17 protein-coding genes are annotated in these 17,689 nt (G+C 65.2%); 7 read left to right on the forward strand and 10 right to left on the reverse strand.

What is annotated here, in order from left to right:
• Positions 1–1,227, reverse strand: coding sequence for an SGNH/GDSL hydrolase family protein (locus MRBLMU1_RS11885; RefSeq protein ID WP_363501420.1), 1,227 nt, complete (start codon positions 1,225–1,227; stop codon positions 1–3).
• 94 nt (positions 1,228–1,321) lie between these two features.
• Here MRBLMU1_RS11885 and MRBLMU1_RS11890 point away from each other — a divergent pair, with 94 nt between their 5' ends.
• Both MRBLMU1_RS11890 and MRBLMU1_RS11895 read left to right on the forward strand, forming a co-directional pair.
• Entirely contained in the window at positions 1,322–2,236 is a 915-nt protein-coding gene (locus tag MRBLMU1_RS11890; RefSeq protein ID WP_363501423.1) for a LysR family transcriptional regulator, read from the forward strand.
• Between the two features lie 78 nt (positions 2,237–2,314).
• Positions 2,315–3,076, forward strand: coding sequence for a M48 family metalloprotease (locus tag MRBLMU1_RS11895; RefSeq protein ID WP_363501426.1), 762 nt, complete (start codon positions 2,315–2,317; stop codon positions 3,074–3,076).
• Between the two features lie 43 nt (positions 3,077–3,119).
• Here the strand turns inward: MRBLMU1_RS11895 and MRBLMU1_RS11900 are convergent, their stop codons facing one another.
• Complete coding sequence (locus MRBLMU1_RS11900; RefSeq protein ID WP_363501429.1) at positions 3,120–3,695, reverse strand: cob(I)yrinic acid a,c-diamide adenosyltransferase; 576 nt, start codon at positions 3,693–3,695, stop codon at positions 3,120–3,122.
• 19 nt (positions 3,696–3,714) lie between these two features.
• On the reverse strand, positions 3,715–4,272 hold the full coding sequence (locus tag MRBLMU1_RS11905) for a suppressor of fused domain protein (RefSeq protein WP_363501432.1): 558 nt from the start codon (positions 4,270–4,272) through the stop codon (positions 3,715–3,717).
• A 126-nt stretch (positions 4,273–4,398) separates the two neighbouring features.
• Here MRBLMU1_RS11905 and MRBLMU1_RS11910 point away from each other — a divergent pair, with 126 nt between their 5' ends.
• Genes MRBLMU1_RS11910 through glcF form a run of 3 tightly spaced genes read left to right on the forward strand, consistent with a single transcriptional unit; the run spans position 4,399 to position 8,239 of the window.
• A complete protein-coding gene (locus MRBLMU1_RS11910; RefSeq protein WP_363501435.1) occupies positions 4,399–5,898 on the forward strand; it encodes an FAD-linked oxidase C-terminal domain-containing protein in 1,500 nt (499 codons plus the stop codon).
• 10 nt (positions 5,899–5,908) lie between these two features.
• A complete protein-coding gene (glcE, locus tag MRBLMU1_RS11915) occupies positions 5,909–6,991 on the forward strand; it encodes a glycolate oxidase subunit GlcE (protein ID WP_363501438.1) in 1,083 nt (360 codons plus the stop codon).
• A gap of 9 nt (positions 6,992–7,000) precedes the next feature.
• Positions 7,001–8,239, forward strand: coding sequence for a glycolate oxidase subunit GlcF (gene glcF, locus MRBLMU1_RS11920; protein WP_363501441.1), 1,239 nt, complete (start codon positions 7,001–7,003; stop codon positions 8,237–8,239).
• Positions 8,240–8,257: 18 nt separating this feature from the next.
• On the opposite strand, the gene MRBLMU1_RS11925 is transcribed toward glcF, so the two are convergent.
• From MRBLMU1_RS11925 to MRBLMU1_RS11940, 4 genes are all read right to left on the reverse strand, one after another.
• Positions 8,258–10,750 carry a putative bifunctional diguanylate cyclase/phosphodiesterase gene (locus MRBLMU1_RS11925; protein WP_363501444.1) on the reverse strand — a complete coding sequence of 831 codons (2,493 nt, stop codon included), beginning with the start codon at positions 10,748–10,750 and terminating at the stop codon, positions 8,258–8,260.
• 178 nt (positions 10,751–10,928) lie between these two features.
• Entirely contained in the window at positions 10,929–11,414 is a 486-nt protein-coding gene (locus MRBLMU1_RS11930) for a glutathione peroxidase (protein WP_363501446.1), read from the reverse strand.
• A 13-nt stretch (positions 11,415–11,427) separates the two neighbouring features.
• Positions 11,428–12,564, reverse strand: a complete 1,137-nt coding sequence (locus MRBLMU1_RS11935) for a PilT/PilU family type 4a pilus ATPase (protein WP_363501448.1) — start codon at positions 12,562–12,564, stop codon at positions 11,428–11,430.
• 100 nt (positions 12,565–12,664) lie between these two features.
• Positions 12,665–13,708: a type IV pilus twitching motility protein PilT gene (locus MRBLMU1_RS11940; RefSeq protein WP_363501451.1), complete on the reverse strand. Its 1,044-nt coding sequence runs from the start codon at positions 13,706–13,708 to the stop codon at positions 12,665–12,667.
• Between the two features lie 60 nt (positions 13,709–13,768).
• On the opposite strand from MRBLMU1_RS11940, the gene MRBLMU1_RS11945 reads away from it, so the two are divergent.
• Together MRBLMU1_RS11945 and proC are read left to right on the forward strand one after the other, a co-directional pair.
• Positions 13,769–14,470 carry a YggS family pyridoxal phosphate-dependent enzyme gene (locus MRBLMU1_RS11945; protein ID WP_363501454.1) on the forward strand — a complete coding sequence of 234 codons (702 nt, stop codon included), beginning with the start codon at positions 13,769–13,771 and terminating at the stop codon, positions 14,468–14,470.
• A gap of 1 nt (position 14,471) precedes the next feature.
• Positions 14,472–15,296, forward strand: a complete 825-nt coding sequence (gene proC, locus MRBLMU1_RS11950) for a pyrroline-5-carboxylate reductase (RefSeq protein ID WP_363501457.1) — start codon at positions 14,472–14,474, stop codon at positions 15,294–15,296.
• Positions 15,297–15,317: 21 nt separating this feature from the next.
• Here proC and MRBLMU1_RS11955 read toward each other — a convergent pair whose 3' ends face one another.
• The 3 genes from MRBLMU1_RS11955 to MRBLMU1_RS11965 all read right to left on the reverse strand — a co-directional run bounded on the left by MRBLMU1_RS11955 (position 15,318) and on the right by MRBLMU1_RS11965 (position 17,613).
• Positions 15,318–15,668: a DUF883 family protein gene (locus MRBLMU1_RS11955; protein WP_363501460.1), complete on the reverse strand. Its 351-nt coding sequence runs from the start codon at positions 15,666–15,668 to the stop codon at positions 15,318–15,320.
• Between the two features lie 87 nt (positions 15,669–15,755).
• The gene (gene ubiA / locus MRBLMU1_RS11960; protein WP_363501463.1) at positions 15,756–16,610 is read right to left on the reverse strand and encodes a 4-hydroxybenzoate octaprenyltransferase; all 855 of its coding nucleotides are present in this window, start codon (positions 16,608–16,610) and stop codon (positions 15,756–15,758) included.
• A gap of 67 nt (positions 16,611–16,677) precedes the next feature.
• Positions 16,678–17,613, reverse strand: coding sequence for a hydrogen peroxide-inducible genes activator (locus tag MRBLMU1_RS11965; protein ID WP_363501466.1), 936 nt, complete (start codon positions 17,611–17,613; stop codon positions 16,678–16,680).
• Between the last annotated feature and the right edge of the window lie 76 nt (positions 17,614–17,689).

Here is a 17,689-nt window from a genome sequence, read left to right on the forward strand (position 1 = left end):
TCACGGTAATCCGCCAGCCTCCACCGCCTGCGCCATTGCCTCATAACCGGCATCACCAGGATGCAGGTGATCGCCACTATCATAACGCGGCAACATGCGCGCCGGCCGCGCCGGATCGCGCAGCAACCTGTCAAAATCGACCACCGCGTCGAACTCCCCACCGTCCCTGATCCACTGATTGACCTCGCGCCGCACCGCATCCTTCTCTGGCGTGTAATAACCCTCGAACGGCGTGCCATGCAGCGCCCCCTCAAACGGCAGCAACGTCGCACCGACGATACGCACCCCGCGCACGCGCGCCTGCGCGATCAGCTGCCGATACACGGCGATCATGCGCTCCGCCCGCATCAGGGGCTCGTCCGGCGCGAAGGCGCTTTGCGGCCACCCGATATCATTGATCCCCAACAGAACCACGACAGTCCTGACGCCGGGCTGACTCAATACATCCTGCTCGAAACGCGCGGCGGCATTGACGCCCATGCGATCACCCAGCAACCGCGCGCCGGAGATGCCGGCGTTGACCACGGCGATGCCGTCCGCGCTGAAACGGGCGGCCAGATAATCCGGCCAGCGCCGGTCACGATTCGGGGTCGAGCCGTTGCCGTCGGTGATGGAATCTCCCAGGGCCACCAAAGCGCCTTTGCCACCCGGCGCTTCGACCAGGATGGCGCTGAGCAGGGCCCGTCCATGCATCGCTCGCGCACCTTTCAACGTCGCCGCTCCGGTGGCGTTGCCGTCGACGATATCGCCGGTCTGCTGCGCACCCCAATGGAAGCTCTTCAACGGCGTTGCCTGCGGCAGGTACACGCCGACCGCCAGCTTTTCCAGCGCGTCCACGCGCATATCGACAGGATCGCTGATCAACGGCGCCCCGGCCGGAATGGTGGCGGCGCGCTGGCCGCCGAAGGTTAGCTCCCGCGCGGAACCGCCCGTGTCACCGGCACGGGCGACGCGCGCTTCCCCAATGACGATCGGCCGGTCGCCGTAGCGGTTCGACAAGACGATACGCACGCGTGTCCCGCCGACGCTGATGCGCGCCGTTTCGCGTACGGTTTGCCGCTCCAGCGTTGCCGGAACGGCGGTCGGCAGTGGAAAATCCGCTCCCCATGTGGCTTGCGGGCTGGCGTACCAACTGGTGGTCCAGCCGCCCGATCGTTCGACGGCATATGACGGCGCCGCCACTGCCAGCGCGGCCGCCAGGGCGAGATAGTTCAAGGTTTTCATCATGGGCTCCTGTAAAGCCACACGATAGGTCATTCCGAATATCACGTGAAGACGAGGAATCGGACTATACTTCATTCAAATATCGAATAAGCGAGCCATGGATACCATCAGATCATTGCGCTGCTTCGTGCGCGCCATCGAATTGGGCAGCCTCTCTGCCGTCGCGCGCGAGGAGCGCATCACCCAGCCCACCGTCAGCAAACTGATGGCGGGGCTGGAGCGCGAACTGGGCGTGCGTCTGCTTGAGCGCAGCACCACCAGCCTGCAACCGACGCCGCAGGGAAGCCGCTTCTATCAGCGCGCGCTTGGTGTGCTGGCGGAATACCAGGAGGCCGTGGCCGAAGCGCGCGGCCAGACCGACACGCCGGCGGGACTGATACGAGTCAACGCGCCGGCTGCCTTTGGCCAGTTCCGGCTTAACGCCATGCTGGCGTCCTTCCTCGAACAATATCCGCAGGTCGACATCGAACTGATACTCGACGACCGCATGGTCGATCTGGTCAAGGAGGGCGTCGATATCGCGTTGCGGCAGGGCCGTGAACTGCCGCCGGATGCGGTGGCGCGGCTGGCTGGCATGTCTCCCAGACACCTGGTGGCGGCGCCGTCATATCTGCGCCTGCGCGGCCAACCGCTCCATCCGGTGGAGCTGGCGAACTTCGACTACATCCGCTTCGCCTGGCTGGCCGATGGCGATATGCTAACGCTCCATAGTGGCGACAAGATTGAAAGCGTGGTCACGCGCGGCCGCTACCGCGTCAACCATGCGTTGGCGATCCGCGAAAGCCTCGCGGCCGGCGGTGGGATTGGATTGTGTCCGTTATGGCTGGTGCGGGATTTGCTCGACAGCGGTGCACTGGTGCGCGTGCTGCCGGAGTGGGAGGGCCAGCCGCAGGCGCTGCACCTGCTGTCGCCGTCGCGCCGCTACCAGCCGCTGCGCGCGCGATTGCTGCTCGATCATCTGGCGCGGCAAATCGCGCGGCTGCCGGGATACACGAATACGCAACAGATTTGATCTATCCCGCTTGCCTTCGACCGCGCATGGCATATATTGATATAAATCGTTTATATCAGAATGCTCCCGGGAGGCAGGATGAAAGTGGTCGCCGTTGGCCTGATGGCCTTGAGTCTGATGTATGCCTGCGCCCGCGCCCAGGTGCCCGAGTCCGGGCGCGCGCAGGAACTGAGCTTCAGCGCCGACGAAGTTGGCGCCCGCATGGAGGACAAATACATCGACCGCATGGTCGATCTGGCCGCCGCCGGCAAGCTTGACGAGGACCGCGCGCTGCTGGCGCGGCTGCGTGTCATCAGCGAAGGATTGATCAAGGCCGCCGTGGCGATGAAGCCGGAAGCGGCCGAATGGCAGTGGGAGGTCCACACCACCAGCGATCCGGAGGTGGACGCCCTCTGCATGGCGGGCGGAAAAATTCTGGTGGGAGGCGCGTTTGTCCACAAACTGGCGCTCAGCGACGGCGAACTGGCCACCTTGCTCGCCCATGAGGTGGCGCATGCCGTGGCGGAGCATCATCGGGAGACGCTGTCCGAGGCTTTGTCCTTGAACCGCCCGTTGCGCGCGCCGGTCGACGTCGTGATGGAGCGGTTGGATAGCGACCTGTCGCTGCAGATACGTCTATCAAAATTATCGAGCTTGCAGGAGTCGGAGGCGGACCAACTGGGAATGGTGCTGGCGCATCGCGCCGGGTGGCCGGCGGCGGAGATGGTCAGCTTCTACCGCAAGCTGCAGACCGAAGAACGATCTGCGCTCGTGTCCAACGCCTATCCGGCGGCGGCCTCGCGCATCAGCATGGCGAAGGGGATGGCTTTGTTGTTCCAGCCTCCAACCCCGCATCCCTGAAGGGCATGCGCGCGTCGCTACTACGGGGGCTGACCCGGCCGGATCAGACCCCGTCTGGATTTGCGGATTTGCCGCGGCGTTCATGCTGCCACAACACGTCGCTACCGCCGCCGAAGCGGTTCAGCACCCGAGACAGCACAAACATCAGGTCCGACAAGCGGTTCACGTACTGACGCGGATGTTCGTGGATGGTTTCGGTTTTGCCCAAGGTGACGATGGCCCGTTCGGCGCGGCGGCACACCGTGCGGCACACGTGCGCCTGCGACGCCGCGCGCGAACCGGCCGGCAGGATGAATTCCGTCAGCGCCGGCAAGGTGGCGTTGTACTTGGCCAGCAACGCGTCGAGCCGCTCGACGTGGGCCTCGGTGATCATCTGGTAGCCGGGGATGCACAACTCGCCGCCCAGATCGAACAGGTCGTGCTGGATCGTCACCAGCTCCTCGCGCAGATCGGCCGGCATGTCCTCGCACAGCAGCAATCCGATGTGCGAGTTCAGTTCGTCGACTTCGCCGATGGAGTGGATGCGCACGCTGTCCTTGTCGGTGCGGGTGCCGTCGCCAAGGCCGGTGGTGCCGCCGTCGCCGGTGCGGGTGGCGATTTTTGAGAGTCGGTTGCCCATATGTGGCTCCTGGTGTCGATTATTTACCGGCGATGCTGGCGCGCGTCGGGTCGTAGGGATGGAAGCCGGGCGTGTTCCAGAAAGCCTCGGTGCCCTTGGCCTCGTACATGGCGATTTCCTCGTCATACATCGGGAACAGGCCGGCCAGGTAGATGGTGCGGTCTTGCAGCTCGAACTTGACCTGGTCCTTGTCCATGAACTGGGGGCGGTAGACGAAGCAGGCGTTCATCGCGCTGTCGCCCGACATGGGCATATGCAGGGCGAACGACGACTGGTAGGCGAACGAGCGCTTGCCGAAGAACTCCTGCGCGAGATAGGCGGCACCCTTGCCCCAGCCTCGATCGGTGGTCTTCAGCGTGAAGCTCAGCTCCGGCTTGCCGTGCACCCAATCCGGGTAGCTGGCATTGGACAGGCCGGCGGTGACGGCCGTCAGCATGCCCGCCGCCGGAAAGTCGGCGAAATAGAAGATCAGCATGCGCGGACGACCGCTCAGCGTGATATGGGCGATTTCCGTCGCCTGCATGTTGAAACGCCGCTCCAGTGCCAGCAGCCACTCTTTCTCAAAATTGTATTCCATACGATTCCAATGCGTTGATATAGCGAAGGCCGGCAGATTATACGCCGCGCACCAGCCAAAGATATCGCCTGGCCGGACGTTTGTGCTTACAATCGAGGCTTACTCGTGTTTTCAGGCGCCGGTCCCATGAACACTGCCATTCCCGATCCCGGTCTTCTGGCCGACATCGCCGCCCGCCGCGACCAAGTCGCTGCTGCGCTGCGGCATGTGCTGCCGTCGAGCGCCATCTTGTCCGCGCCGGAGGATACCCGGCCCTACGAATGCGACGGCCTGGCCGCCTACCGCCAGTTGCCGATGATCGTCGTGCTGCCCGACAGCGAGGCGCAGATCGTCGCCGTGCTGGGCGTATGCCGCGAGTTGAACGTGCCGATCGTGCCGCGCGGCGCCGGCACCGGGCTGTCCGGTGGCGCGATGCCGATCGCCGATGGCGTCGTGCTGTCGACCGCGCGCCTGAACCGCATCGTGCGCATGGACGCGTATTCGCGCACGGCGGTGGTCCATCCGGGTGTGCGCAACCTGGCCATCTCCGAGGCGGCCGCGCAGCACCGCTTGTACTACGCGCCCGACCCGTCGTCGCAGATCGCCTGCACCATCGGCGGCAATGTGGCGGAGAACTCGGGTGGCGTGCATTGTCTGAAGTACGGCCTCACGGTACACAATGTGCTGCGCGTGCGCATGGTGACCATCGACGGCGACGTCGTGGAACTGGGCGGCGAGGCGCTCGACGCGCCGGGACTCGATCTGCTGTCTGTCTTCATCGGCTCGGAGGGCATGCTCGGCATCGTGACCGAGGTGACGGTCAAGCTGGTGCCCAAGCCGGCGACGGCGCGCGTGATCATGGCGTCGTTCGATCAGGTGGTGGCCGGCTGCGAGGCGGTAGCCGCGCTGATCGCGGCGGGCATCATCCCGGCCGGACTGGAGATGATGGATCAAACCTCGTCACGCATGGTCGAGCCGTTCGTCCGGGCGGGCTACGACACCGACGCCGCCGCGATTCTGCTGTGCGAGGCCGATGGCACCGCCGAGGAAGTGGAGGAGGAGATCGCCCGCATGTCGGCCGTGCTGCAAACGGCCGGCGCCAGCGCGATCGCGGTGTCGCAGTCGGAGGCGGAACGCCTGAAGTTCTGGTCCGGCCGCAAGAACGCCTTTCCGGCCGCCGGCCGCATCTCGCCGGACTACTACTGCATGGACGGCACGATTCCCCGCAAGCGCCTGGGCGAGGTCCTGACAGGCATCGCACAGATGGAAACCAGGTACGGCCTGCGCTGCGCCAATGTCTTCCATGCCGGCGACGGCAACCTGCATCCACTGATCCTGTTCAACGCGAACATCCCCGACGAATTCGAACGCGCCGAAGCGTTCGGCGCCGAGATCCTGGCGTTGTGCGTGGCTGTGGGCGGTACCATCACCGGCGAGCATGGCGTGGGCATCGAGAAGATCGATTCAATGTGCGTGCAGTTCGCGCCATCCGAGCTGGCGGCGTTCTTCTCGGTCAAGCGCGCGTTCGACCCGGCCGGCCTGCTCAATCCGGACAAGGCTATACCGACCCTGAACCGCTGCGCCGAATTCGGCAAGATGCGCGTCAGCGGCGGCGCGCTGCCGTTCGCCCATCTGCCGCGTTTCTGAACGGAGCCACATGACTGAACCATTGACGGATTCATCGACCGACATCGCGGCGCAGTTCGGCGCCCGTATTCGCGCCGCCACGGCCGCCGGCAAGCCGCTGCGCTTGCGCGGCGGCGGCACCAAGGACTGGTACGGGCAGGAGTTCGACGGCGAAGTGCTCGACACGCGCGCCTACTCGGGCATCGTGTCGTACGAGCCGACAGAACTGGTGATCACCGCGCGCTGCGGCACGCCGCTCGCCGAGATCGAGGCGCTGCTGGCGCGGCACAATCAAATGCTGGCTTTCGAGCCGCCGCGCTTCGGCGCCGAATCGACGATAGGCGGCGTGGTCGCTAGCGCCTTGTCCGGGCCGCGCCGCGCCAGCGCCGGTGCCGTGCGCGACTTCGTGCTGGGGGCGGTGCTGATGGATGGACGCGGCGAGGGGCTGCGTTTCGGCGGCCAGGTGATGAAGAACGTTGCCGGCTACGACGTCTCGCGCCTGCTGGCGGGCTCGCTCGGCACCTTGGGCCTGATATTGGAAGTGTCGCTCAAGGTGCTGCCGGTGCCGGTGGGTGAGACCAGCCTGCGGTTCGACATGAGCGAGATCGACGCGTTGACCCGGTTGAACGAGTGGGCGGGCCAGCCGCTGCCGATATCGGCAAGCTGCTGGCATCGGGGCGTGCTGACGCTGCGCTTGTCCGGGGCCGAAGCGGCGGTGATCGCGGCGCGGCAAAGGCTGGGCGGCGAGGCGTTGGATGACGGCGTCGCGTTCTGGACATCGTTGCGCGACCAGTCGCACGACCATTTCAGCGGCGGCGCCTTGTGGCGCCTGTCAGTGCCACCGGCGGCCAGCGCCATCATCCTGCGCGGCGAGCAGCTGATCGAGTGGGGCGGCGCCCAGCGCTGGCTCAAGGTGGACGATTGCGACGCCGGGCAGGCGGCCGGCATCCGTAGCGCGGTGGCGGCGGCGGGCGGGCATGCGACGCTGTTCCGGGGCGGGGATAAGCAGCTCGGCGTGTTCCATCCCCTGGCGCCCGCCGTGGCGAAGATCCACGAGCGGCTGAAGCAGTCCTTCGATCCGGCGGGGATCTTCAATCCCGGCCGCATGTACTGATAGGTATCCATGCAAACCAATCTCGCCGATTTCATCAAGAACACCCGCGAAGGCGAAGAGGCCGAAGCCATCCTGCGCTCCTGCGTCCATTGCGGATTTTGCACCGCGACCTGTCCCACCTATCAGCTGCTTGGCGATGAGCTGGACGGGCCGCGTGGACGCATTTATCTGATCAAGCAGGTGCTGGAAGGCGCGCCGGTCACCACCAAGACGCAAACACACTTGGACCGCTGCCTGACCTGCCGCAACTGCGAAACCACCTGTCCGTCCGGCGTGCAGTACGGACGCTTGATCGACATCGGCCGCAAGGTGGTGGAGGAGCGCGTCGAGCGTCCGCTGATGGAGCGGCTGAAGCGCAAGGTGTTGAAGGAGGGCCTGCCGCGCAAGGCGGTCTTCACGGCGGCGTTGCGCGCCGGGCAGCTATTCCGTCCGCTGCTGTCGCCCGCCATGCAGGACAAGATCCCGGCCGTGGCGCGCGCCGGCGCCTGGCCGACGCGCGAGCATGGGCGCAAGATGCTGGTGCTGGAAGGCTGCGCGCAGCCGGCCATGGCGCCCGATATCAACGCCGCCACCGCGCGGGTGCTCGATGCGGTGGGCGTGCAGCTGATTGTCGCCCCCAAGGCGGGCTGCTGCGGCGCGGTGCGGCATCACTTGAACGATCACGAGGCGGCGCTGGACGACATGCGCCGCAATATCGACGCATGGTGGCCGTATGTCGAGAGTCGTGCGGTGGAAGCGATCGTCATGACGGCATCCGGCTGCGGCTCCACCGTCAAGGATTACGGGCATCTGCTGGCGCACGACAGCGACTACGTCGGCAAGGCGGCGCGCATTTCGATGATGACGCGGGATCTGAGCGAAGTCATGCCGGAGTTCGAGGAAGGGCTGGCGCGCCTTGGGGCGGTCATCAAGGAGCGCGTCGCCTATCATCCGCCTTGTACCTTGCAGCATGGCCAGCAGATACGCGGCAAGGTGGAGGGCGTGTTGCGCGCGGTCGGTGTCGATGTGGTCCTGTGCGCGGAGAGTCATTTGTGCTGTGGTTCCGCCGGGACGTATTCACTGCTGCAGCCGGAGTTGTCGCTGCAGCTGCGCGACCGCAAGCTGGCCAATCTGGCCGATACGGGGGCGACCACCATCGTTTCGGCGAATGTCGGCTGCACGGCGCATTTGCAGTCGGGGACGCAGACGCCGGTGTTGCATTGGATTGAGTTGGTCGATAGGGCGCTTGCGGGCCGTAAGCGGCGATGAGCCGCCACCGACGCGTGCCTATTGCACGAACAGCGGTATTTGCGCGGTGCCGCCGGCCGGTTCCTGGCCGTGCAGGCTGACGATGGGCGGCAGTCCGGCGGCGGCCTGCCAGGTCGGCGCCAGGTCGAAGCCGTCGACCCATGCCAGCACCTCGTCCGCCGGCATCGGCCGCGCGATGCCATAACCCTGCACCAGATCGCAGCCCAGCCGCATCAACATCGCTCCGTGTTCGATCGTTTCGACGCCCTCGGCGATCACGCCCAGGCCGAACGACCTGGCCAGGCCGATGACCGCACTGACCAGGTGCAGATCGTCGCGGTCGACCAGCATGTTGCGCACGAAGCTTTGATCGATCTTCAGCAGGTCCGCCGGCAACCGTTTGAGGTAGGACATCGACGAATAGCCGGTGCCGAAATCGTCGAGCGCGAAGCTGATGCCCAGCGCCTGGCAATCGAGCATGATGCCGCGCACGTGGTTGATGTCGCTCAGCGCCGACGACTCCAGGATCTCCAGCTCCAGCATGTGCGGCGGCACGTCCGGGAATTCGGACAGGATCGCGGTGAGCCGGTCGACGAAATCGCCGCGCTGGAAATGGCGCGCGGCGATGTTGACGCTGATGACCCATGCCGGATCGAAGGCGCGCCATTGCTGCAACTGGCGCAGGGCCTCGCGCAGCACCCACTCGCCGATGTCGACGATCACGTCGCTGTGTTCGACGATGGGCAGGAATTCCATCGGTCCGACGATCCCGCGCGAGGGATGCTGCCATCGCAGCAGCGCCTCCATGCCGATGATGCGGCCTTTGCGCATGTCCAGCTTGGGCTGGTAGTACAGCCGCAACTCGCCGGCGCGCAGGGCCGAGCGCACCTCGGTGCGGCGGTTGTGGTGCGTGCGCACCTGCTCGTCGAGGTCAGCGTCGAAGAAGTGGAAACGGTTGCGGCCCATGATCTTGGCCTGGTACAGCGCCTGGTCGGCGTGGCGCAGCAGGCTGTCGGCGCTGATCTCGTTGCCGGTGTAGACGGCGATGCCGACGCTGGCCGACATCGCCACCGCCTGGCCGTCGCCCACGTAGTCGCGCGACAGCGCCGACATCAGCCGGTCCATCGCCACCTCCACGGCCGCGCGCGAGTGCATCTCCGGCAGCAGCAGGACGAATTCGTCGCCGCCCAGGCGTGCGGCGTAGTGGCGCTGGCCGGCGAAGTCGTGCAGGCGGCTGGCGGCCTGCTTGAGCACCTCGTCGCCGATGGCGTGGCCCAGCGTGTCGTTGACCTGCTGGAAGTGGTCCAGATCGAACAGGCACACGGCCAGCAGGTAGTCCTGCTCACGCGCGCGCGTGACCTCGTTTTCGAAGCGGGCCGCGAGCGCCGCGCGGTTGGGCAGCCCGGTCAGGACATCGTGGTTGCTTTGCCAGGAGATCTGCTGCATCAGCTGGCGGCGTTCGGTCACGTCGCGGAACACCAGCACCGAGCCTTGCACCTCGCCGTGGGCGGCGCGGATGCCGTTGGCCGTGTATTCGATAGTGATGGTCTGGCCGGCGCGGTTGCGCAGGCTCTGGTTGCCGACCTTGACCACTTCGCCGCCGTCGTAGATCGCCGACATCGTTTTGAGCAGCGAGTGCTGGCCGAAGTTATTCGCCAGGACGAACACCTGGTGCAGCTCCATGCCGCGCGCGAGCGCTTCGGACCAGCCGGTGAGGCGTTGGGCGACGTCGTTGATGGATTCGATCCTGCCTGTCAGGTCGGTGGTGATGACGGCGTCGCCGATCGACGCCAGCGTCACTTCGATGCGTTCCTTTTGCGCCTGCAGCTGGTCCTGCGCGGCCAGCGTGCGTTTCAGTTGATCGCTCAAATTCTTCTCGCTGGTCTGCAGCTTGCCGACCAGCGCCTGCACCCGCTGCGCCATGTTGTTGAAGGTGACGGCCAGCATGCGCGCCTCCAGGGTGCCGCCGACCGGCAGGCGCACGTCGTGCTCGCCGGCCTGGAAGCGGCGGGTGACGTCGTTGAGGCGCTTGAGCATGCGCTTGTTGGCGAAGATGATAATGCCCAGCAGCGTGTAGATCACGGTGACGTTGAGGGCGGTGATGATCATCTGCTTCCAGACGGAGGTCCACACGGTGGTCACCGGCAAGGCGGGATCGAACTCCAGCACCAGGCTGGCGGTGCCGATGTAGATGTGGCGGCGGATCGGCTCCAGCGGCTGCAGCCTGGCGAACCACGCGGGGACGTCGGCCCGTGGCGGCGGCTGGCGCAGCGCCTCCAGATGGCCGCCGGCGAAGTCCAGGCGGGCGGCGGCCAGATCGGGACTGAGCAGCAGGGCGTCGGCCAGCGTGCTGTCGATGGCGGCGCGGTCGGGCACGGCCAGCGCCGGCAGCAGCGCCTTGTGCAGATAGATGCCGATGTCGCTGGCGTCCTGTTGATAGCGCGCGTTGGCGCTGACGGTCTCCGCCTGGAACAGCAGCGTGTAGCGGACGCCCACCACCATGGCGATGATGATGAAAATGGGTACGAACAACCGGGAATACATTCCCATTCGCAGCCACGGCGACAATAATTTTCCAAACACGGACATAGGTACTTGATTCGATTGGAAAGGGCCAAGGGCCATTATTACCGAAAAGTTAACCTAAAGCACGTTTTTCGGAAAACGATTGCAGCATTTACATGATGTACTAGACAACGATTAACCGATTTTATTCGGCCAGCAGCTTTTCGATGTCGGCGATCAGCTCCTCCGGCTTGGTGGCGGGGGCGTAGCGGTTGAAGACGGTGCCGTCTTTGCGGATCAGGAACTTGGTGAAATTCCACTTGATCGCCTCGGTGCCGAGGATGCCGGGGGCGTCCTTCTTGAGCTTGACGAACAGCGGGTGGGCATGCTCGCCGTTGACGTCGATCTTGGCGAACAGTGGGAAGGTGACGCCGTAGTTTTTCTCGCAGAACGCGCCGATTTCGTCGGCCTGTCCCGGCTCCTGGGCGCCGAACTGGTTGCAGGGGAAGCCGAGCACCGTCACGCCCTTGTCCTTGAACTGCTGGTAGACCTGCTCGAGCCCCTTGTACTGCGGCGTGAAGCCGCACTTGCTGGCGGTGTTGACGATCAGCAGGACCTGGCCCTGGTACTGGCGCAGGTCGACGGGCGCGCCCGTCAGGCTGTCGGCGGAGATGTCGAAGATGGTGTCCATGGATGTGTCCTCGTTAGATGATGCCCAGGTGTTCGGTGCCGGCCGACAGGTCGCGGTTCTTGGCGGCCTTGCCTTCCAACTTGATAGCCAGCCGCAGGTCGTTGACGGAATCGGCGTTGCGCAGCGCGTCCTCGTACGTGATGATATCCGCTTCGTGCAAATCGAACAGCGACTGGTCGAACGTCTGCATGCCCAGTTCGCGCGATTTCTTCATCAGCTCCTTGATCTCGTGGACCTGGCCCTTGAAGATCAGGTCCGAGATCAGCGGCGAATTGAGCATGATCTCGATCGCCACCGCGCGGCCCTTGGCCTCCTTGCGCGGGATCAGGCGCTGCGAGATCATGCCCTTGAGGTTCAGCGACAGGTCCATCAGCAGCTGCTGGCGGCGCTCCTCGGGGAAGAAGTTGATGATGCGGTCGAGCGCCTGGTTGGCGCTGTTGGCGTGCAGGGTGGCCAGGCACAGGTGGCCGGTCTCGGCGAAGGCGATCGCGTGGTCCATGGTTTCGCGGTCGCGGATCTCGCCGATCTGGATCACGTCGGGCGCCTGGCGCAGCGTGTTTTTCAGCGCGACCGTCCAGTCGTCGGTGTCGACGCCGACCTCGCGCTGGGTCATGATGCAGTTCTTGTGCGGGTGGACGTACTCGACCGGGTCCTCGATCGTGATGATATGGCCGTAACTGTGCTCGTTGCGGTGGTTGACCATGGCCGCCAAGGTGGTCGACTTGCCGGAACCGGTGGCGCCGACCATGATCACCAGGCCGCGCTTGGCCATGACGACGTCCTTGAGCACCTCGGGCAGGCCGAGGTCGTCGAGCTTGGGGATCTCGCTGGTGATGGTCCGCAGCACCATGCCGACCGAACTCATCTGCACAAACGCCGACACCCGGAAGCGGCCCAGGTCGCCTGGACTGATGGCGAAGTTGGCCTCCTTGGTCAGCTCGAACGATGCGGTCTGCTTATCGTTCATGATGGAGCGGGCCAGGTCGACGGTATGGGCGGCGGTCAGCACCTGGGACGACACCGGCGTCATCTTGCCGTCGATCTTGATCGCGGGCGGAAAGCCGGCGGTGATGAACAGGTCCGAGCCTTTTTTGCTGGTCATCAAGCGCAGCAGATCGAACATGAATTTGGAGGCCTGGTCGCGTTCCATGATGGTTCCTTCAGGACGGGGTCAAGTCTGTCATTCGGACACGAGTTCTACCGTAATGCCGTAGAGTTCGTGTCCGAATGACAGACTTGACCCCCTTGTTTTAGCCGGGGAAGTTGTCCGGGGTTTTGGCGGCGCTGCGGGCGGCGGCGGCGGAGATGACGTTGCGCCGCACCAGGTCCGTGAGGTTCTGGTCCAGCGTTTGCATGCCGACGTTGCTGCCGGTCTGGATCGCCGAGTACATCTGCGCGATCTTCGATTCGCGGATCAGGTTGCGGATCGCCGGCGTGGCGACCATGATTTCGTGCGCGGCCACCCGCCCCGAGCCGTCCTTGGTCTTGAGCAGCGTTTGCGAGATCACCGCCTGCAGCGATTCCGACAGCATCGCGCGCACCATCTCCTTTTCGTCGGCCGGGAAGACGTCGACGATGCGGTCGATCGTCTTGGCCGCCGACGAGGTGTGCAAGGTGCCGAACACCAGGTGCCCCGTCTCGGCCGCCGACAGCGCCAGGCGGATCGTCTCCAGGTCGCGCAATTCGCCCACCAGGATGGCGTCCGGGTCCTCCCGCAGCGCCGAGCGCAGCGCGTTGTTGAACGATAGCGTGTGCGGCCCGACCTCGCGCTGGTTGATCAGGCATTTCTTCGATTCGTGCACGAACTCGATCGGGTCCTCGATCGTGAGGATGTGGCCGTATTCGTTTTCGTTGAGGTGGTTGACCATCGCCGCCAACGTCGTCGATTTGCCCGAGCCGGTCGGGCCGGTCACCAGCACCAGGCCGCGCGGCTTGAGCGCGAACTCGGCGAAGATCTTGGGCGCGTTGAGCTCTTCGAGGCTGAGGATCTTCGACGGGATCGTGCGCAGCACCGCCGAGGCGCCGCGCTCCTGGTTGTAGGCGTTGACGCGGAACCGCGCCAGCCCCGGTATCGCGAACGAGAAGTCGACCTCCAACATCTCCTCATAGGCCTTGCGCTGGCCGTCGTTCATGATGTCATAGATCATGCCGTGCACTTCCTTGTGCTCGAGCGGCGGCAGATTGATGCGCCGTACGTCGCCGTGCACCCGTATCATCGGCGGCAGCCCGGCCGACAGGTGCAAATCCGAGGCCTTGTTCTTGACGGAGAATGCGAGAAGTTCGGAGATGTCCATTTATAATCCCTGCCTGGCGTTGGTGTGATGACGCTTACCGCTGTCTTTTACTCGATGATTATGTCTCCGATCCCCCAAAACTTGCAAGCAATCACCGCGACTATCGTTGCCGCCGCCCAGGAATCCGGCCGTCCTCCGCAGGCCGTGCGCTTGCTGGCCGTGTCCAAGACTTTCGGTCCGGAAGCCGTGCTGGAGGCGGTGCAAGCCGGCCAGCGGGCCTTCGGCGAGAATTATCTGCAGGAGGCGCTCGACAAGATCGCGGCGTTGAGCGCGCAGCCCGAGCGGCTTGAATGGCACTTCATCGGGCCGATCCAGAGCAACAAGACGCGGCCCATCGCCGAACATTTCGATTGGGTCCATACGGTCGAGCGCGAGAAGGTCGCGCAGCGCCTGTCCGAGCAGCGGCCGGCCGGCATGGCGCCGCTGCAAATCTGTTTGCAAGTGAATATCAGCGGCGAGGCCAGCAAGAGCGGCGCCGCCCCGGAGGAGGTGGCGGCGCTGGCCCACAAGGTCGCGGCGCTGCCCAATCTGACATTGCGCGGCCTGATGGCGATCCCCGAGCCGGCCGTGGAATTCGACCAGCAGCGCGCGGCGTTCGCGCGGCTGCGGACGTTGTACGAGCAGCTGCGCGCCGACGGCCTGGCGCTCGATACGCTGTCGATGGGCATGTCGGCCGACCTGCGCGCGGCGGTCTTCGAGGGCGCGACCATCGTGCGCGTCGGCAGCGCCATTTTTGGAGCACGAACTTACAACAAGGTTTGATATGAAGATTGCATTTATTGGCGGCGGCAACATGGCCTCCGCGTTGATCGCCGGCCTGGCCGGCAAGCTGTCCGCCGGCGCGGACATCCATGTGGTCGATCCGAATCCGGCGTCGCTGGAAAAACTGCACCAGCAGTACGGCGTGACCACGGCCACCGCCGCCGACGCCGCCGCGGGCGCGGCCGACGTGATCGTGCTGGCGATCAAGCCGCAGAGCATGCGCGAAGTGGCGGCGCAGCTGCTGCCGCTGCTGGACCAGGCGAAGCAGACCTTGATCGTGTCGGTCGCGGCGGGCATCCGCAGCGCCGACCTGTCGCGCTGGCTGGGCGGCTACGGCGCCATCGTGCGCTGCATGCCCAACACGCCGGCGCTGATCGGCATGGGCATCACCGGCATGGTCGCCGCCGCAGGCGTGAGCGCCGCGCAGAAACAGGCCGCCGACGATATCCTGCGCGCGGTCGGCCCGACCGTGTGGCTGGACGACGAGGCCAAGATCGACGCGGTGACGGCGCTGTCGGGCAGCGGTCCGGCCTATGTGTTTTACTTTATCGAGGCGATGCAGCAGGCGGCCGGGGACATGGGCCTGAGCGCGGAGCAGGGCACGCAGCTGGCGCTGGCGACCTTCGCCGGGGCGGCGCAACTGGCCAACCAGTCGACCGAGCCGGTCTCGCTGCTGCGCGAGCGGGTGACGTCCAAGGGCGGCACCACCTACGCCGCGCTGACCAGCATGGAGCAGAGCGGCGTCAAGGCCGCCATCGTCAAGGCGGTGAAGGCGGCCGCCGCGCGCGGCAAGGAGATGGGCGACGAGTTGGGCGCGGCCAATTAAGGTCGCGCCCGGACATCGCGTCTATCGGCGCGACACCAGGATGCCGACCAGCACGCCGAGCGCGGCGCCCACGCCGACCGCTTTCCACGGGTTGTCGCGCACGTAGACGTCGGCGCTTTGCGCCACTTCGTGGCTGCGGGCGATGACGCTGTCCTCGAGCTTGCGCAGGTCGGTCTTGGCGGTGCGCAGTGTGTCCTCGAAGCGGGCGCGGACCTCGGAGGCCTTGCCGCTGACTTGCTCGCCTGCATCACTGAGGTAGTGTTCCGCTTCGCCGATGGCGGTCTTCAGACCGTCCATCAGCTTGTCGCGCGCCGCGCCGCTGGCGGCCTGGCCGTCGGAGATGCCGTTGCCGTTTTGATGAGTTTGATCCATGGTGATGCCCTCCTGTCTGTCGCTCGTTGAAAGGGATAGCCGGTTTAGGCGCCCAGTGCGGGGCGCCTTTGCGCTGGGGCTATCGTTTCAGCGCAGCGCGTAATCGACGGCAATACCCGCGAACACCGCTGCGCCCAGCCAGTTATTATGGCGGAAAGCGTAAAAACACGCGTCGCGCTCCCGTGCGCGGATCAATGTGTAGTGATACAGCGCGATGCCGGTGGCCACCGCCAGGCCGGCGACGAACCAGACACCCAACCCCAGCTGCAGGCCGCACACCAGCAACAGCGCCAGATGCACGCCGTAGCACAGCATGACGGCGGCGACGTCGTAGCGGCCGAAGGTGATGGCCGAGGTCTTGATGCCGATCTTTAAGTCGTCGTCGCGGTCGACCATCGCGTATTCGGTGTCGTAGGCGACCGCCCAGAAGACGTTGCCCAGCAACAGCACCCAGGCCACCGGCGGCACCGTGTCCTGGATCGCGGCGAACGCCATCGGGATGCCGAAGCCGAAGGCGATGCCCAGGTAGGCTTGCGGGATGGCGAAGAAACGCTTGAAGTAGGGATAGGTGCCGGCGATGATGACGGCCGCCACCGACAGCTGCTTGGTCAGCGCGTTGAGCGGCAGGATCAGGCAGAACGAGACGATGGCCAGCCCGGCGGCGATGGCCAGCGCTTCCTTGCCGCTGATGCGGCCGCTGGTGATCGGGCGCTGCGCGGTGCGCTTGACGTGCTTGTCGATATCCTGGTCGGCGTAGTCGTTGATGGCGCAGCCGGCCGAGCGCATCAGCAGGGTGCCGAGCGAGAAGATCACCACCAGCATCCAGTCCGGCTTGCCGTCGGAGGCCAGCCACAGCGCGCATAGCGTCGGCCACAGCAGCAGCAGGGTGCCGATGGGTTTGTCCAGTCTGACCAGGCGGAAATACAGCTGCAGCTTGTTCATTGATTGCGTCGCTTGAAGGGAAAGACTGGCATTATCGCAAATCTTTCCCCGCCGGTCGCGGGCCGGCTTATTCCTCGTCGCAGAGGGTGGTGATGCCGGGCAGGTCGCAGGCGGCGACGACTTCGCAGACGGCGTCGATGGCGGCCTTGCGGGTGAAGCTCTTGCGCCAGACGATGACGACGCGGCGCGATGGCTGCGGCGCGTCGAAGTTGCGGAACTGCAGCATGCCTTCGGTGGTGTTCATGTCCGGCACCGAGGCGCGCGGCAGCACGGTCAGGCCGATGCCGCTGGCGACCATGTGGCGGATGGTTTCGAGCGACGAGCCCTCGAAGGTGCGCTGCATGCCGTTGCCGGGCGCCGAGAAGCGGGCCATCTCGGGACATACTTCCAGTACCTGGTCGCGGAAACAGTGTCCGTTACCGAGCAACAGCATGTTCTCGGTCTTGAGGTCGTCGGCGGGGATGGTCTTGCGCTTGGTCCACGGGTGCTGGGCCGGCATGGCGACCACGAACGGTTCGTCGTACAGCGCCTGCATCGCCATGCCGTGGTCGGGCAGCGGCAGCGCCATGATGGCCGCGTCGAGCTCGCCCTGGCGCAGCATCTCCAGCAGGCGCACGGTGAAGTTCTCCTGCAGGATCAACGGCATCTGCGGCACCTTGGCGATCATGCCCTTGACCAGCGGCGGCAGCAGGTACGGGCCGATGGTGTAGATCACGCCCAGGCGCAGCGGGCCGGCCAGCGGGTCCTTGTTCTGTTTGGCCAGTTCCTTGATCGCGGCGGTCTGTTCCAGCACGCGTTCGGCCTGGGCGACGATTTGCGCGCCCAGCGGGGTGACCGAGATCTCGGCGCCGCCGCGTTCGAACAGCACCACGCCCAGCTCGTCCTCGAGTTTCTTGATGGCGACCGACAGCGTCGGCTGCGCGACATAGCACGCTTCGGCGGCGTGCCCGAAGTGTTTCGCTCGCGCAACGGCTACTATATATTTCAGTTCGGTCAGAGTCATGAATCTATTTGAACACAGGCAATGTACAGATGCAATAATTGTGGGCCAACAAAGGGCATTGTAGCGGAATGGTGTC

The sequence above is a fragment of the Burkholderia sp. LMU1-1-1.1 genome (assembly GCF_040675865.1).
GTDB lineage: Bacteria > Pseudomonadota > Gammaproteobacteria > Burkholderiales > Burkholderiaceae_D > Rugamonas.

Bases quoted from the DNA above. Each gene is read 5' to 3' on its own strand.
- MRBLMU1_RS11935 (WP_363501448.1), bottom strand. From the start codon at position 12,564: ATGGAACGCGACCAGGCCTCCAAATTCATGTTCGATCTGCTGCGCTTG.
- MRBLMU1_RS11910 (WP_363501435.1), top strand. From the start codon at position 4,399: ATGAACACTGCCATTCCCGATCCCGGTCTTCTGGCCGACATCGCCGCC.
- MRBLMU1_RS11885 (WP_363501420.1), bottom strand. From the start codon at position 1,227: ATGATGAAAACCTTGAACTATCTCGCCCTGGCGGCCGCGCTGGCAGTG.
- glcE (WP_363501438.1), top strand. From the start codon at position 5,909: ATGACTGAACCATTGACGGATTCATCGACCGACATCGCGGCGCAGTTC.
- MRBLMU1_RS11955 (WP_363501460.1), bottom strand. From the start codon at position 15,668: ATGGATCAAACTCATCAAAACGGCAACGGCATCTCCGACGGCCAGGCC.
- MRBLMU1_RS11930 (WP_363501446.1), bottom strand. From the start codon at position 11,414: ATGGACACCATCTTCGACATCTCCGCCGACAGCCTGACGGGCGCGCCC.
- MRBLMU1_RS11905 (WP_363501432.1), bottom strand. From the start codon at position 4,272: ATGGAATACAATTTTGAGAAAGAGTGGCTGCTGGCACTGGAGCGGCGT.
- MRBLMU1_RS11965 (WP_363501466.1), bottom strand. From the start codon at position 17,613: ATGACTCTGACCGAACTGAAATATATAGTAGCCGTTGCGCGAGCGAAA.
- ubiA (WP_363501463.1), bottom strand. From the start codon at position 16,610: ATGAACAAGCTGCAGCTGTATTTCCGCCTGGTCAGACTGGACAAACCC.
- MRBLMU1_RS11890 (WP_363501423.1), top strand. From the start codon at position 1,322: ATGGATACCATCAGATCATTGCGCTGCTTCGTGCGCGCCATCGAATTG.
- MRBLMU1_RS11945 (WP_363501454.1), top strand. From the start codon at position 13,769: ATGTCTCCGATCCCCCAAAACTTGCAAGCAATCACCGCGACTATCGTT.
- proC (WP_363501457.1), top strand. From the start codon at position 14,472: ATGAAGATTGCATTTATTGGCGGCGGCAACATGGCCTCCGCGTTGATC.
- MRBLMU1_RS11940 (WP_363501451.1), bottom strand. From the start codon at position 13,708: ATGGACATCTCCGAACTTCTCGCATTCTCCGTCAAGAACAAGGCCTCG.
- glcF (WP_363501441.1), top strand. From the start codon at position 7,001: ATGCAAACCAATCTCGCCGATTTCATCAAGAACACCCGCGAAGGCGAA.
- MRBLMU1_RS11900 (WP_363501429.1), bottom strand. From the start codon at position 3,695: ATGGGCAACCGACTCTCAAAAATCGCCACCCGCACCGGCGACGGCGGC.
- MRBLMU1_RS11895 (WP_363501426.1), top strand. From the start codon at position 2,315: ATGAAAGTGGTCGCCGTTGGCCTGATGGCCTTGAGTCTGATGTATGCC.